Annotated in this window: 13 protein-coding genes; 7 read left to right on the top strand and 6 right to left on the bottom strand. The window is 45.7% G+C overall.

Annotated elements, in window-relative coordinates; translation table 11 throughout:
• Positions 1-204: 204 nt before the first annotated feature.
• From MC7420_RS31200 to MC7420_RS35905, 6 genes are all read right to left on the bottom strand, one after another.
• Positions 205-1,314 carry a TRAP transporter substrate-binding protein gene (locus tag MC7420_RS31200; RefSeq protein WP_006105717.1) on the bottom strand — a complete coding sequence of 370 codons (1,110 nt, stop codon included), beginning with the start codon at positions 1,312-1,314 and terminating at the stop codon, positions 205-207.
• Between the two features lie 46 nt (positions 1,315-1,360).
• The gene (locus MC7420_RS40830) at positions 1,361-1,624 is read right to left on the bottom strand and encodes a hypothetical protein (RefSeq protein WP_157453408.1); all 264 of its coding nucleotides are present in this window, start codon (positions 1,622-1,624) and stop codon (positions 1,361-1,363) included.
• Positions 1,625-1,634: 10 nt separating this feature from the next.
• Positions 1,635-1,940, bottom strand: a complete 306-nt coding sequence (locus tag MC7420_RS31195) for a hypothetical protein (protein WP_006105780.1) — start codon at positions 1,938-1,940, stop codon at positions 1,635-1,637.
• 28 nt (positions 1,941-1,968) lie between these two features.
• Positions 1,969-2,796: a tetratricopeptide repeat protein gene (locus MC7420_RS31190; RefSeq protein ID WP_006105769.1), complete on the bottom strand. Its 828-nt coding sequence runs from the start codon at positions 2,794-2,796 to the stop codon at positions 1,969-1,971.
• Positions 2,797-3,084: 288 nt separating this feature from the next.
• Positions 3,085-3,801, bottom strand: a complete 717-nt coding sequence (locus MC7420_RS31185; RefSeq protein ID WP_006105727.1) for a hypothetical protein — start codon at positions 3,799-3,801, stop codon at positions 3,085-3,087.
• A gap of 68 nt (positions 3,802-3,869) precedes the next feature.
• Complete coding sequence (locus tag MC7420_RS35905; RefSeq protein WP_006105721.1) at positions 3,870-8,348, bottom strand: pentapeptide repeat-containing protein; 4,479 nt, start codon at positions 8,346-8,348, stop codon at positions 3,870-3,872.
• Positions 8,349-8,703: 355 nt separating this feature from the next.
• On the opposite strand from MC7420_RS35905, the gene MC7420_RS31175 reads away from it, so the two are divergent.
• The 7 genes from MC7420_RS31175 to MC7420_RS35900 all read left to right on the top strand — a co-directional run.
• Positions 8,704-9,201 carry a cupin domain-containing protein gene (locus tag MC7420_RS31175; protein WP_006105750.1) on the top strand — a complete coding sequence of 166 codons (498 nt, stop codon included), beginning with the start codon at positions 8,704-8,706 and terminating at the stop codon, positions 9,199-9,201.
• A gap of 78 nt (positions 9,202-9,279) precedes the next feature.
• Positions 9,280-9,519 (top strand): hypothetical protein, encoded by a 240-nt coding sequence (locus MC7420_RS31170; RefSeq protein ID WP_044210804.1) that lies wholly within the window; start codon positions 9,280-9,282, stop codon positions 9,517-9,519.
• A 90-nt stretch (positions 9,520-9,609) separates the two neighbouring features.
• The gene (locus MC7420_RS38720) at positions 9,610-10,080 is read left to right on the top strand and encodes a CPBP family glutamic-type intramembrane protease (protein ID WP_198016607.1); all 471 of its coding nucleotides are present in this window, start codon (positions 9,610-9,612) and stop codon (positions 10,078-10,080) included.
• Positions 10,077-11,345 carry a serine hydrolase domain-containing protein gene (locus tag MC7420_RS31160; RefSeq protein ID WP_006105718.1) on the top strand — a complete coding sequence of 423 codons (1,269 nt, stop codon included), beginning with the start codon at positions 10,077-10,079 and terminating at the stop codon, positions 11,343-11,345. The genes MC7420_RS38720 and MC7420_RS31160 overlap by 4 nt, the downstream gene beginning before the upstream one ends.
• Positions 11,346-11,533: 188 nt before the next feature.
• Entirely contained in the window at positions 11,534-12,127 is a 594-nt protein-coding gene (locus MC7420_RS31155; protein ID WP_052307578.1) for a hypothetical protein, read from the top strand.
• Between the two features lie 4 nt (positions 12,128-12,131).
• Entirely contained in the window at positions 12,132-13,316 is a 1,185-nt protein-coding gene (locus MC7420_RS31150) for an EamA family transporter (RefSeq protein WP_232231823.1), read from the top strand.
• A gap of 593 nt (positions 13,317-13,909) precedes the next feature.
• Positions 13,910-15,654, top strand: a 1,745-nt coding sequence (locus tag MC7420_RS35900; RefSeq protein WP_198016606.1) for a caspase family protein, incomplete at its 3' end; no start/stop codon positions are given.

Genomic DNA, 15,654 nt, shown 5'->3' with positions numbered 1-15,654 from the left:
AAAGGCGGATTTATTATAGCGGTTCTCAGTGTCGGGGCGGGTTTAGTTTCATCTGGGATTAAGGATAGCTGGGGAAGCTGGAGGAGATGAGGGTGTCGCAACACTCAACACTCAAAACTAAGTCAGGGCGGGTTTTGCACAAACGTTACCACCAATAGCCAAGCTGAAAATCCCTAAACCCGCCCCTACACACTCAAAACTTCCTCATCCCTGATTTGCCATCACAAAATTAGAAAAACTGAGTTGATTTACCTGATGCCATTGGTAAATCTGTTCGCGAAAGCCCTTCCACTGCTCGTAAACCTCTTTAAACGTACTATCTTGAGCAGCATTCTCCTCATATATCTCAAAGGATGCCTTCTGAGCCGCTTGCATAATCTCTTGAGAATAGGGCGTCAGCTTCACCCCAGCCTCCAGCAGTTTTCCTAGGGCTTGTTGATTTAAGGCATCATACTGTGCCAGCATATTTAGGTTGGCGTCCATGGCTGCCGTTTTGAAGACTTCCTGATACTCTTTGGGCAATTTATCCCACTCTGCCTTATTCACTTGCACTTCTAAGGTTGCTCCTGGCTCCCACCAACCGGGATAGTAGTAAAATTGAGCCGCATCCTGCAAGCCCAGCTTCTCATCGTCATAAGGACCCACCCATTCAGCCGCGTCAATTGCCCCCCGTTCTAGTGCCAGGTAAATCTCGCCACCGGGTAAAACTTGGGCATTGACTCCTAACCGGGACATCACGTCACCCCCTAATCCAGGAATCCGCATGGTCAAACCCTGGAGTTCCGCCACTGAGTTAACTTCCCGCTTAAACCAGCCGCCCATCTGAGTTCCCGTATTCCCAGCCGGAAAGTTAATCACGCCGAAGTCACTATAAAGCTTGTGCATCGCCTCTAAACCACCACCATGGTATAACCAGGCATTCTGTTGTTGGGCGTCTAAACCAAAGGGAACAGCCGTGCCAAATGCTAATGCTGGGTTTTTGCCGATGTAGTAGTAGCTTGCGGTGTGACCACATTGCACCGTGCCAGTTTGTACTGCATCTAGCACCTGCAATCCCGGAACAATTTCACCCGCCGCAAATGGCTTAATCGTGAAACGTCCATTGGTCATTTCACTGACACGCTGGCTGATGGTTTGGGCGCCGCCAAAAATAGTATCCAACGATTGGGGCCAACTCGTTGCCATGCGCCATCGAATTCTGGGTTGGCTAACGCTTTGCGCCCCTGAATTAGTGGCGGTTGGGCGACACCCCGCTAAGGCGGCGGTGCCTGTTGCACCAATAACAGCATTCCCGATAAATTTTCTGCGTTTCATATTCGTTATTTGTCATTTGTCATTTGTCCTTTGTCCTTCGTCATCCTCAAGGGAGCGCCAAGCAAGTTATATCATGTCCGGTTGAATACTCACATTTAGGTGGAGACAAGGCAGAAGGCAGAGGGCAGAGGGCTACCCGGTTTTCCAGACGTTCCGCCGGAACGTCTCTACCATAAGATGTGTTGTAAGCTGTCCTTAAAATTGCCTTTGCCCTAGAAATCCTCAAACTCCTAGCCGAACCACCGAGCAAGCGCCAGGATTGAGTGTATGTCGCGATCGCTCTAACCAACCGATTTGTTAACCTGGACAAGAAGAGACACTCATTCTATGATGTGAATAAGCTGATTTTTGGCGGGACGAAGCGGGGGCGCATAACCCCTACTCAGGTCAATTTGCTCGAAATACCCTTCGATACGGGCAAACAAAGCGGGGCTTTCTTCGATATCGATCTCGATAGTGTTAGTTTGGGTAAGAGTCGGGGAACAATATTGCGTTTTTTGTTCCTCACTCAAACCCTTCTCAGAGAGTCGCTGTAGGCGATCGCGATATTCTGCCAAGGTATTCTGACTGTTAGGATAATCTAGTATTGCATTGTCGAGAATCGCGATCGCGTCTGGGTTTGCCAATAGAGTATTTAAGTATCACTCACTATTGTTATCTATCGTCGTATAAGCAGCCAGCCTGGTGGAGTGATACACGATCGTTGTTTAAAGTAAGTTCAACCATCTCACTTTTAACGTTGCTAAAAGAAACGTTCAGCGTGCAATTATTAGGATCGGGATCGGTTGCTTCTGCAAACTGCCACTCATAATTAACCCAGTCTGTCTGCATTTCGGGTTCTCCTAATTCCTGCAAAAGCTGTTCTAAAACGGCTCGATCGTTCATACCTTTTTCAAAACGGGCTGCAATCTCTTTAAACTCAGTCGCAGGAACAGGAGTGGTAATATCAACAGCGACACAGCGAGGATTGTTGTCTTCACAGTCCCTAATCTCATCAACATTCAAATTATCCAACTGGTCGTCAGAAAACTTGGCAGAGAGGAAATTGCCATGCTCATCTCTCCATATATATGAGGAATAAAGCCTATTTATTTTCCCCGGACGACCGATAATTGTAGCGACTTCAGCGTAGCTCATGCCAACGTCAATTTGCTCGGCATAGCCTTCTACACGATCGCTCAGAGGTGTTTCTTCAGTCTTGGGGAGCGATTCGTTAGTACAGTCATAATCTAATTGATGTACATCGCTTAACCCTGTTTCAGAAAGTTGTTGGAGGCGATCGCGATATTCTCCTAATGTAGTTTGACTGTTAGGATAATCTGAGATTAAATCGTCGAGCAGGGCGATCGCGCCGTCCCAATCCTCCATACAAATCGCCTGATTGAGTTGATCAGTTGTGTCGTGGGCTTGACTTGGCGATTCCTGACAACCCAGGAGTCCTGCGATTAAAATTCCCGTAAGGTAAGGTTTCCAGTTCATCATTGCGTTTTTAGTAATTGATAGTTTTTCTAGCTACAATTGCGAAAAAGTTAGTTCCGCTAATTTAACGATGTTCCCAAGAGGTTAATAACAATTAATAATTGAGCCCGTCGCGTGTAATCCATACCCTGACCTGCATTTCCCTTTTTGCCCTCGTTCGTTTTATTGCGATCGTTTATTGTGACTTGATATAACTCGTTTTCCAACCGCCTCGCAATAACAAACCCCGTCTTATTGAAAAATGGCGAAGGTATTGTTGGAGAAACCGGGTTTCTGGCGAAGGATTTGGGTTCAGACCTCGATCGCCTCCAAATACTCCGACAAAAAATCAATCAGGTCCATCGATTCAGCGATAAAGCCCATCGCATCGCTAAATTTGGGGACTTGAACCAGGGAGGAAAAATGAGCGATCGCCTCCTGTTGTTTGGCTTTCTGGAGATACTGGAGATATTTCAACAGATTCTTCCGGGCATTATCCGCCTTTTTTTCCGGGCAATGCCCAGAATTGAGCCAGAGCAAAACCCGTTCGTTCAAACTGGCAAAGTCCTGAATTTCCATGTCTTTAAGCTGTTTGGAATGCTTAGAATATTGCAACAGGAGTTGCTCCGGCCCCAGACCCCGTTGGGTCGCGAGGCTTTGGCGAAAGGCTAAACTGGCGCGAGTCCCCACCATACCGGCAATCAGTTTGAAGTGAATCTCCTCCAACTGTTTATGGTTGCGAACAAAATCCGCAACTTTCACCCAAGCGCGGCGATCGGGCCACCAGTAGGGGGGTAAAAAAACCGATCGCCCCGTTTTCTCATCTTTGTGCAGCAAGCCAATCAAATCCCCCGGATCGCTCATCTGACCCAAGAAGAACGGGATGACGGGCAGTTTCTGGCGCTGACGGTAGAAATGGCTAATAATTTCTGATTTGCCAATCCCATGCTTGCCCACCAGGAGGATATTTTGCTCCGGTGGGGTCAGTTCCAAAACTTGATAAAGTTCGCGAGCATCAATACGAATCATTTTCTTCGATACGCATATTCAATTCAAGAGTTAGCAAAAATCTAGAATAATCATAATTTAACAGATTTTTAATTGGAATTCATTCGATGCCATAATGCCATAAAGCGATCGTCAGTTCGAGTCTTTTTATCAATTTGTGTGCGGGTCAAGTTGATGTCATTTCCACAAACACCTAATTTAGCCCCCCGCAAGTCCGCATCCGTCAAATTTGGAGAACCTAAACTTCCCAAATCCATCTGCATTTTGCGTAAATCTGCCCCCGTTAGATCGGCATAACTAAATCGACTCATGGACAACCGAGCCGATTGAAAAATTGCCTTTTGCATCGTACTATTGTGAAAATCAACATTCTGAATTAATGCTTCAGAAAAATCAGCATCGGTAAAGTTTGCCGCCGATATCTTGGCGATATTTTCCAAGGAAGCATTTTGAAAGTTGGCACGGGTAAAATTTGCGCGATCGAGGTTTGTCCGGCTTAAAAATGCTCTGGTTAAATCCGCATCCGTCAAGTCTGACTGACTGAGATTTGTATTCTTCAAACCAGCTTGAACTAACTTTGTTCCTCGTAAATCACAACCAGATAAATCAATATTGCTTAATTGCAGTCCGCTCAAATCTTGTCCGGCTAAGTCGGTTTTGGGATTCAAACCTGCCAATTTTAACTGTTCTACTAAACCTAGCGATCGCGATTCTCGGAAGGTTTGAATAATTTCTTCAATGGAAGGGGAGGTGCGATCGCCAAACTTAGCATCCCGCGTTTTCGCAGAACTCAAATTAGCCCCTTCCAACTGCGCTCCTAATAACTGCGCTCCTGTCAAATTCGCCTCAGTTAAATCGGCATTTCGTAAATCCGCACCATTCAAATTCGCTTGCGTCAAATTTGCTTGTACCAAGTTAGTCTGATTTAAGTTAGCATTCTCTAAATTAGCCCCTTCTAAATTAGCACCGCCTAATATCGCCCCTGCCAAATTCGTCGATTGTAAATTGATGCCCTGCCAATCCACCCTCACCAAATATGCACCTGCCAAATCTTGCCCCTGTAAATCAACGCGGCGGTTTTGATTGGCAATTTCCCAAATCACCTGATATTTTTCATCCCACTGAGTCGAATCATCAATCTGACAATCTGCAAAATGGGCTCCCTGTAAATTAGCACCCCGTAAATCAACGCCACTGAGGTTGACACCTTGCCAATAACTTCGAGATAAATTTAAGCCCCGAAAGTTAGCACCCTGCAAATTTGCACCCCGCAATGCCACCTCAACAAATTGCGCCACTTTTGACAAATCTGCACCTTGTAAATTCGCCCCTTGAAGCTCTACATTGTCTAACTTTGCACCCGTCCAATTGATATTTTTTAGATTGGCATTACTCAAATAACAACCCTGTAAATTCGCTCCCTCCAAATCAGCATTTTCTAAATCAGCTTCTTCTAAATTCGTTCCATCATCACTCCAATCAAAGGTGACGTGACAAAGCCTCGCATCTCGCAGACAGGCTCCCTGTAAATATGCACCGTTAAAAGTCCCATGACTGAGGTTTGCACCCGTTAAATTAGCTTCAGAAAAGCTGCTATCTTCAAATTCTGCATAGCTCAAATCTGCACCGACAAAATTGGCACCGCAAAAATTAGCATAGTTGCCTTCAAGCTGTTTTAGATTTGCACCGTTTAGATTGGCATTTTCTAGATTTGCTTCTTCTAAATTTGCCCCTTCCAAATTGGCATTTTCTAAGTTGGCGTTTTCCAAGTTTGCGGCTGTCAAGTTGGCGTGACTGAAATTGCATCCCCGCAAATCCATCCCAGCAAAATTTGCGTTTTCCAAATTGGTATTTTGGTAATTTTTTCGATCCGAAGATGGGTTGGCAGTTTCCCACAGTTCCCGGATGCGATCGCTCACATTTAACGCTCCAGAAATCGCTGTTCCAATCAAATTTGCTTCTTCCAGGTTCGCCCCTTCTAAATTGGCATTTTCTAAATTTGCATGACTTAAATCGGCTTGTTCTAAATTCGCATTAGTGAAATTGACACCCGTTAAATTTGCACCGCTTAACTGACATCTTTCCAAGTATGCTTCACTGAGATCGGCATTCGTCAAATCTGCTGCAAAATCCTCTTGATTAAGAAGTTGCCAAACCAACCGCCATTTCGGATCGAGTTGGGTGTTTTGATTGATTGTCGTTCGGGTTAAATTGACTTGATTGAGATTGGCATCTCGCAGATCGGCATCATTCAGATTTGCGCCTGCTAAGTCTGCACCAGTGAGGTTTGCATGACTAAGATTTGCACCGAATAAATCAAATAACTTGTGATTCTGAAGATTGGCATGACTGAGGTTTGCTTGTCGGCATGATAATGGCAAATAGCCTATCACTTTCTCTAACTCGCCCCTCATTTTCTCTAAATTGGCACGGCTGAGATCGGCGCGATCGAAGTTTGTTTTGAATAGATAAGTCCCTTTTAAATTTGCCCCAACCAAACTCGCGCCTACAAAATTACAGTTGCTCAAATTAGCATTTTCTAAGTTCGCACCATCCCAGTTAACTCCTTGGAAATCCTGATCTCTCAAATCCATTCCCTGGAGATCCTGTCCCGAATAACTTTCGTTTTGTAATTCCCATAAAATCCGTCCCATGCGATCGAATTGAGTTTGGTTATCGATCGCCGCATTTTTGAGATTGATTCCGCACAGATTCGCACCCCGAAGATCGGCACCGCACAGACTTGAATGACCAAAATCCGAGTGTTCTAAATCGGCATTTTGGAAGTTGACACGGTTACAAATTGCCTCTCGAAAATTCCCTTGTGGCAGTTTGGCGCGATCGCAATTTGCACCCGATAGATTGGCTTGGCTGAAATTTGCATCCGTAAAATTAACGTTTTGAAAATTGGCATTTTGTAAGCTAATTTGACTGAAATTAACTTGATGACAGGAAATGAGGGAAAAATTAGCGCGATCGCAGGTTGTACCCTGCAAAATTGCCCCCGTAATGGCTACCATTTCTAAGTTAGCATCCTGTAAATTTGCCCCCGTAAGATCGCTGCGATTCAGGTTGGCTTGGCTTAAATTCGCCCCCGATAAATCTGCATGACTTAAATTTGCTTCTCGTAAATTAGCTTCGCTGAGATTCTGATTGCGTAAATTTTGGGAACTGAGATTGCCGTTACAAAGGTAAACTTTGACGAGTGTTGCTCCCTGCAAGTTCATCTCGTGCAAATCTGCACCGGACATCTCTGCATCCGTCAAGTTTGCACCCGAAAAATTGATTGAATTAAATTTTGTTCCTGTAAAATCAACAGATTCTAGATCGGCTTGACTAAAATCAATTCGAGTTAAAGTTGAACTGTTAAAACTCCCTTTTTTTAGATTCGCACCACTAAAGTTAACATCGGTTAATTCGAGGGCGATTAATTTTAATCCCTGCAAATCTTGTTCCTGGAGTTCGAGGTTTTGGGTATCTTGATTTGCTAATTGCCAAAACAATTTCCATTTCGGATCGAATTGGGTATTTTCATCAATAACGCTGAGTCTCAGATCGGCTCCCGTCAGGTTCGCGCCGAGGAAATTAGCACCCCGCAAGTCGGCACGATTTAGGCTGACATTTTCGAGGTTTGCATCGCTGAAATTGCAATTTCTGAGCTTGGTGTTGCAGAGAGCAGCATTGCTGAAATTATAGCCTCGAAAGTCGCGATCGCTCAGATCTCCATTTTGGAACCACAATCCCTGTAAATTGCCCTCGGCATGGGTGGGGTTGAAGAGTTTCCACAGCGCCAAACCTCGCGCATCTAAACGGGTGCGATCGTCAATTAAAACATCTTCCAAACAAGAGTTATCTAAAAGAGTACCGCTCAAATTTGCGCCCCGAAAGTCTGCTCCTTTAAGATTGGAGTTTTGCAAGAATGCACCTGACAAATCAGCATTTTGAAAGTTTGCCCCCGAAAAGTCGCAGCGATCGCAATTCATGCGATTTAATTTTGCTTCATTAAAATTAGCTTGCTTAAAACTTGCTGTTCTCGCTAAAATTCGAGTTAAATTGGCATCCTGAAAGTTAGAACCGCTTAAATTTGAATTGTTGAGTTGACATTGAGTTAAATTTGCCCCAGAAAAATTAATATTTTGTAAATCGGATTCATCTAAATTCGCCAAGGATAAATCAGCATCGGAACAGTCCCGATTCTCATTTCTAAAATTCACCAACTCCCAAACCAATTTCCACTTGGGATCGAGGCGGGTATTTTCATTAATTTGACTATTGTGAAGATGAGCGCGTTTGAGATCGGCACCCGTCAGATCGACATCGTCTAAATTTGCCCCCCGCAAATCGGCATAACTTAAAGAAACACCTTGTAAATTTTTTCCTTTTAAGTTGCGATCGCTCAAAATTGTACTCGATAAATCTGCCCCTGGTTGGAGTTGTTCATCGGTGACGGGTGGGCGGCTGCTGTTAAACCTTTGATTCCGCTTCGGTTGAAGGTTCTGATTCGGTAGTTCCCGACTACTCCGGCGACGACGACGGGGCGGGTTTCCAGTATTTTCACGTTCCGACATGGTAAATCTCTCCCCTTGGAATATCCGACTTCTATTGTATGGCGCTGGGCGCTGGAGTGTGAGGATGCTTGGAGAAAATTGTGTGATGACTCTTGACAATGGGTGCGATGTCCTTATGGGTACTGACCTCCATTAAAATGGAATGGGCGATCGCTCCAAGAAAAGTTGATTATACTGAATCATTCCAGCTAACCACCCATATCAAATAATTAGGCGGACAATTTTCTACTTAATCACCCCAAATTGGGGGATTAGACTGAAATATTTCTACCTAATCCGCTGTATTGGAGGATTAGGCAGAAGTTTCCCTTGTGGCGTTCAGACCATTTGACAACTTGATTAGGAGGACACCAACGTGACTGATGAACAACATTCTCTGCTGAAAGCTTCAGACATCAATTCAATGGAGGCGTTTGAGTTTCGTCATCCGCTTAACCCCAATTCAGAAATTTATTTACGCTTCCTTGGGCGTGCTGTCGGTCTTAAACGCATTGGCGTGACGATCGCTCGTGTACCTCCAGGTAAAGAATCTTTCATTTACCATGCTCACCAGAATGAAGAAGAATGGGTTTACATCTTGTCAGGTCGAGGGATTGCGGAAATTGGAGATAGGGAATATGAAGTCGAGCCAGGAGACTTTATGGGCTTTGGGCTACCTCAACAACCCCATCATCTTCGTAACCCATTCGATGAAGACCTTGTGTATCTGATTGGTGGAGAAGCAGGGCGCTTAGATATTGCAATTTTTCCTCGGATGGGTAAACGAGTAATTCGAGATGGTGAGTCGGCTTACATCTTTGATGAGTCAGCGCTTCAACTTTTTTGGAGCAGCAAGCAATCTACTGAGGATTGATATTTACTGCGGTGGTTGCTGCATAACAACCGTGTTGCAGCGGACTGCATTCAGACCTGTTGAAGATGCAAAAGCTCCTTGGAGCCGCTGAACACGAACGTTAGGACGTTCTGGGCTAAGGCTGTAGAAGCTGCGATCGCCCCACAACTTTTCCAACAATTCCAACCGGCTGCACTGCATCTGGGTGACTCGCGGCAAACAACCAGAGCGATCGCTCACCGTGGCTTTGAAGGTGTCCCAGTCGGCGGGGGAATTGCCCTTATCGGCAGAGATCTCTATTACAACAGTGGAAGGGGCGATCGCCCCCCTAACCTGTAGTCGAGGATAATTCAATGACCCATGACCCCAACGCTACCCAGCGATACCCGGTTCCCTTCATTGCCTTGATTCCCTTTTTGCTAATGACCTTTGGCTTTGCCTGGGGAATTTTGGCATTATACATTCTGCTTCCCAGCCCAATGGCTGGCATTACCCCTGCTGCAACGGCGATTTGCCCCCATTTGGGCAGCACTAATTTTGGGCGGCATCTGGGGTCTGTGGCATCTGCCTGCCTTTCTGATGAGCGGCACACCACAAAGCGCTTGGTCATTTACGCCATTTGTACTCGGCTCGATCGCCCTCAGCCTCATCGTCACCCCGTTATTCAATGCATCCCAGGGGAGCATCCTGCTGTCCTTCCTCTTTCACTTGCAGCTTATTAATCCGATTTGGCCAGATGGGCAGCCCTACGACACCGTTTTCTTCTGGATCGCAGCCCTGGTCATTATTGTGATCAATCGCAAAACCATGTTCCGCAAAACCCATGCCGTCACGCGGGTCATTCCCCCAGCGATGCCGATGGGAATACCGGGCAGTCTCAGCGAGGAAAGTGACCTATGAGTTTACCTATGTTGCGGCGCAAGGGCAGATTCTGGCGAGGTCAGCAGATGGATTCCAGGCGCTGTCCCCGGTTCTTGAAGAAGCGACGGTTAACACAGCCGCTGCTCTGGTTGGTGGTGCTTTGTGTGGGAGCGTTCCTCCTTACAGCCCAATCCGGCACGATGGCAGCCACGGATGATCTCAATCAGGCTGTTCAAGCCGTCCTAGAAGACGCTCAACAGCAATACGGCTTTCCTGGGGCAACGGCGGCTTATGTTTTGCCAGATGGCACCGTGGGTGTCGCCGCCACGGGTGTCGCCGATCTTGAAGCCGGAACACCGATGACCGGGCGATCGCGGATGTTAGCCGCCAGTATTGGCAAAACCTTTGTGGGTGCCACTGCGATCGCGCTTGATCAGGAAAATGTGCTGGATTTGGATGCGCCCATCGCCCAGTGGTTGAGCGAAAAAGCCTGGTTTTCCCGACTGCCCAACCACCAAAACATCACCCTGCGCCAACTGCTCACGCACAGTTCGGGGCTACCGGATCACGTCTATTCGGAATCCTTTGCCGCCGCTGTTTCGCAGCACTGGCAGGAACCCGGCAATCCCTTCCCGCCAGAATCCTTAATCGAATTTGTGTTGGATCAACCGCCCTTATTTGCAGCCGGAGCATGCTGGGCCTATACCGACACCGGATACATCTTAGCTGGACTCGTGATTGAAGCTGCCACAGGTAGAGACTATTACGACGAACTGCAAGACCGTTTTTTGCACCCCCTAGAGCTAACGCAAACGTCCCCCTCCAACCGTCGGTGTCTCCCAGACTTAGCGGCGGGGTACATGGCTATCGATAATCCCTTCGGACTGCCGAGCAAAACAACCACCGCAGACGGAGTTCTGGCATGGCATCCCGGCTTTGAATGGACAGGCGGTGGATTAGTCAGCACCTCTGCGGATTTGGCGAGGTGGGGAGCCGCATTATTTGGCGGTAACGCCATGTCTGGTTCTTATCTAAATGATTTGCTGAATGCCGTCTCGATTAGCCCCGACGGGGATATCCAATATGGAAGCGGGGTTGGCATCTATCGCACCAGTCCCTTTGGCCCCATTTATGGTCATGGCGGCTGGATTCCCGGATACAGTTCCAGCCTCCGTTACTATCCCGATCATGATGTTGCGATCGCGTTCCAAATCAACACAGATATCGGCATTGTTGATGACACAACGCCCGTCGTGCAAGATATCGAACAGCGCTTAATTGAAACGGTTCTTTCGGTTGAGTAAGCCGCAAACAACCAGAGCGATCGCGCACTGTGGCTTTGAGGGTATCCCCGTCGGTGAGGGCGGTGTCTGAATCTCTATTATAATGTTAAGCTCTGGCTAGGACTGTTCTTACATGATGCCTCTAAATAGCAAAGGCAAATTAGGAAGGTTCGACTATCAAGCATATTGACTTTATTAGAGTAGGTTCCATGCATCCTGAGACGAAACAAGTTTCAAAACATATGAAAGAATTTGGATTTCATGTGATTGGTAGGGCTGTATATGATGCCACTTTTAGTGAGATGATGAGTCCATTTTCCCATGTTTTGTCAGTAGTTCATGCAGCGCATGGAGCAGAAATAATCTTAAAAGCACGAATTGCCGAAGAGCACCCGCTTTTAATCTTTAAGTCTTATCCTAAATCTAGTACTACCACTGGTATGTTGAGTATTAAGGAGCTTTTTAAGCATGGTCGGACATTGATGTACTCGGAGCTACCAGAAGTTCTTTGGGCTTCAACAGGATATAGAATCAAGCAATTGGATAAATATCAGGAGTTTGGTCAATTGCGAAACATGATTGTCCATTTTGCCGCTCCAGCTTTTGATGCTTCTACCGAGACCTTGAAATTTGCCTTTGAAGTTCTTGACCCAATAGTTCGTGACGTTTGGGGAGAAAGCTTCGTTGAATACTCAAGCTATTGGGATGAGGTGATTATTTCTGATGGATATCTACGAGAACAGCTTGAAACACAAAGCATTCAAGTTCATCCAGAAACGCAGAAATTAATGGAAAGCCCATGACTCCTTGAAAGTCCGGGGCTACGATGATCTGGAAAGTAAATGGAGGGGCGTATGCCAGTCCAACCAACTTCTCTTCCAACTTCCAGGGGTTTACTGCCTTATTATCGCTCTTCTGTCACTTTCGGAAGGGCGAAGCCTGAAACCAGCTAACGCGCCAAATTGGGATGCTCCCATCAAAAATGACGAGTTTCATAGATTGTCAATCTTCAAGACACTTAAATTGAATGGCACTGACTGCTATGCTGGTGGGCAATGCCCACCCTACGATATATTCAGGTTTCGTCGATCTAAAAATGCTTATTTCAGTGCCATTACACTTAAATTGTCGATGACTTGGTTTATATTTGCTACCCTAACCGCTGTTTTTGAATCGCTCAAGGATGTCACCAGTAAACATGGTTTAAAAACCATTAATGTTTATATTGTCTCGTGGTCGTTAATTGTCTTCACACTTCCCTTATTGCTGCCTCTTTTATTTTTTATTAACACCCCTGAACTGGGAAATCGGTTTGGACTTGCCTTGCTCGTTGGCGGCAGTCTCAATGTGATTTCGATGATTTTATATATTAAGGCGATCAAGGTATCTGATTTATCGATCACAGTTCCTTTAATTACGTTTACTCCCCTGTTTTTATTAGTCACCTCTCCGCTGATTGTTCAAGAATATCCGACAATCATGGATGCCATCGGCATGGTTTTGATTGTCGCCGGTTCTTATATTTTGAACTTGAAGGAAAAAAAGCAGGGTTACTTGGCTCCTTTCAAATCTCTGTTCCGGGAAAAGGGACCGAAGCTGATGATCCTGGTGGCATTTATTTGGAGTATCACCTCTAACGTTGACAAGGTTGGGGTGCAAAATTCCTCACCAACTTTTTGGGCGATCGCGAATTATTCGTTTATTGCAACAGCGATGACACCAATCATGTTGTATAAGGCTTATGATCGCTTAACCCAAATCCGCCAAAATTTCATCTCCTTGGTACCTATTGGACTCTTTCACGGTGCAGCCGTCCTCTTCCAAATGCAGGCGATTGATATGACACTGGTAGCTCATGTCATTTCGGTCAAGCGTATGAGCGCCTTACTTAGTGTACTCATGGGGCATTTAATTTTTCAAGAAAAAGGTATAAAAGAACGGTCACTTGGCGCAGCAATTATGATTTTTGGGGTTGTGTTAATTACACTCTGACTACAAATTAATAGAGGCATTGTCTGTTTTTTTTTGTTGCTGTAGAGTTCCAATCGGGTGAATTTTATGAGTTTAAAATAAGATACCCCGTCCCTGGATATTGGGTAAACCACAGAAAACCAATAACCTTTGGCTCAATACTTTAGGGGGATATTATCTTAGCTATCAAATTGCCACAAACTCTAGTCACAAGAAAAAAAGCGATGGTAGCCACAAATAAAAATATAGTTTACGATCAATGTATAGGTTTGTAAATAGACCAAAAAAATTAGCCTTTCGGTAGATACCTGCCTGTCTATCCGGATATAACAGAAGTAAAGGTTTAAAGAGGGTGTACTCAACGACAACCATCAAGAGTCTAAGCTAACACACATTTCAATGTCTGTCTTGACATCCTGGCTGTTTGCAGTGTAAGGACGGGGTCAGTTGATTCCGCAAAAACGGACAAAACCCATAACTATAGCAGATAAAATGTATAACCGCTTAGTGGGACTAGTGAATCCAAACTTAGGGTCACCAATTGCCGGAAAAAATCTTGATGGGAGTAATTTAGGCAGCACGAAACGTTGTAGCAGTCTAGGGAATCACCAGTTGTGAAAATAGCATTGCTGATTGGGGTAAGTGAGTACGGCTATGGTTTTCACCCCGTACCCGGAGCCGTTAACGCTGTTGAAGCGATGCAACGTGTTTTGCAGTATTCTTTTGACGAGATAGAAACGCTGATTAATCCGAATCCTCCCGTGATGCGGGAAACCATCGAAACGCTATTGAGTAAGCGTGACGAGGAAGATGTCGTGTTGTTGTTTTTCTCAGGTCAATGTATCCAAGATTATAATGATACCGTATATTTAGGAACTGGCATCACCGCCACTCGCATGACTGATGACAATTCCCTAAAAGAATTAGTCAAGGCAACCGTTGTTCCCGCTGGTTTAATCCAAGATCTACTTAGCAACAGTCCCTGTCCGCAGAATATTGTGATTATCGACGGTTACTGTAGCAATATTTTGGATTGGGAAATAACGGCAAACGACTATAATCAGGTTGGGTTAAAACAACAAATGACGGGTGAGAAATGGGCGCTTCTGAGTTGTTTTAGTTCCATACCCTATTTCAACCAATCCGAGCAATCTCAACCCTCGGATTACACTCGTTACTTAATCGAAGGACTAGCAACAGGACTCGCCGATCGCAATCATGATGATTGGATTTGTGTCAAGGAACTTCATGACTATGTTTCTCAGCAGCTTAAAATCGTTGCTCCCGCTTTAAAACCTAGATTATATGCTAGCGAACCTTACCAAGCGATCGCACTGAGTCAAGTTCCCCTGAATCGCCTCACATTGAAGTATCGTAAAGAAGCACAGCGCTGGATCAGAGGGGGTGAAATTTCTGTTGGCGGTCGTTCGGCTCTGGATACATTAGCCCAAAGTCTACATCTCACTCCAGCCGATTGTGCGGCAATAGAAGCCCAAGTTTTAACTCCCTATCGCGAGTATCAGGAAAAATTACAGCGATATAAAAAAGCGTTTCGGGAAGTTTTCCGAGCCGATAATTCACTCAACCCCAAGTCTCGTAAACTCTTAAAAGATTTGCAACAGTCTTTAGGATTGAAAGATCAAGATATTAAAGACACCGAACAAATAATTCTATACCAAAAGCAATCCCGCCAAACGTCCCAGTCGAATCCCGATAGTAATCGGGACGTCGAGAGAACAGGAGGAACAGAGATTAGAGAATCTCTAAGTCGGCGTTCTGTTTCACTCATTCGAGATCAACGAGATCAAGAAGAAACCACCGACGTATCCACACCCATGGAGGTGTCACCCCAATCAGTTGAGCCTACAGAACCCACTGTTTCAGCTTCTGCACCTGGGGAGGTGTCACCTCCAGCCGAGGAGAGTCTCCCACCGACTCAACCCGTTGATTCCCCAGCACCCCCTATCCCGCCATCCACGCCGACAGAGGAATCACCCCAACTAGAAGATACTTTCCCACCCAATCAACCCGTTGATTCCCCAGCACCACCCGTCTCCGCCTCCACACCGCCAGAGGTTCCATCGCCACAACAGGAGAGTGCGATCGCGCCCTCATCCACCTTTGACTCGATTAATCCTGAACAAACCCAAGAATCAACGGCATCCAATGGCAATCAACCCGATCGACTCCCATTAAAACCCAATTCTATCCCCGAATGGTATATGCAAACGCCAGAGGAACCGGAAACCGAACCGACTTCTGGCGTCCAAGTATCATCAAATCTTAGCAATTTCTTAAATCCTGAACCCACCGTTTCTAAATCCTCCAATAAACTCCTCCTTTGGGCAGGAATTGGTGG

Origin of the sequence: Coleofasciculus chthonoplastes PCC 7420 (genome assembly GCF_000155555.1) — a bacterium.
In the GTDB taxonomy this organism is placed as follows: Bacteria; Cyanobacteriota; Cyanobacteriia; order Cyanobacteriales; family Coleofasciculaceae; genus Coleofasciculus; species Coleofasciculus chthonoplastes_A.
Note: the sequence above shows the minus strand (reverse complement) of the source record. Positions and strands in the feature narration are given on the sequence as shown.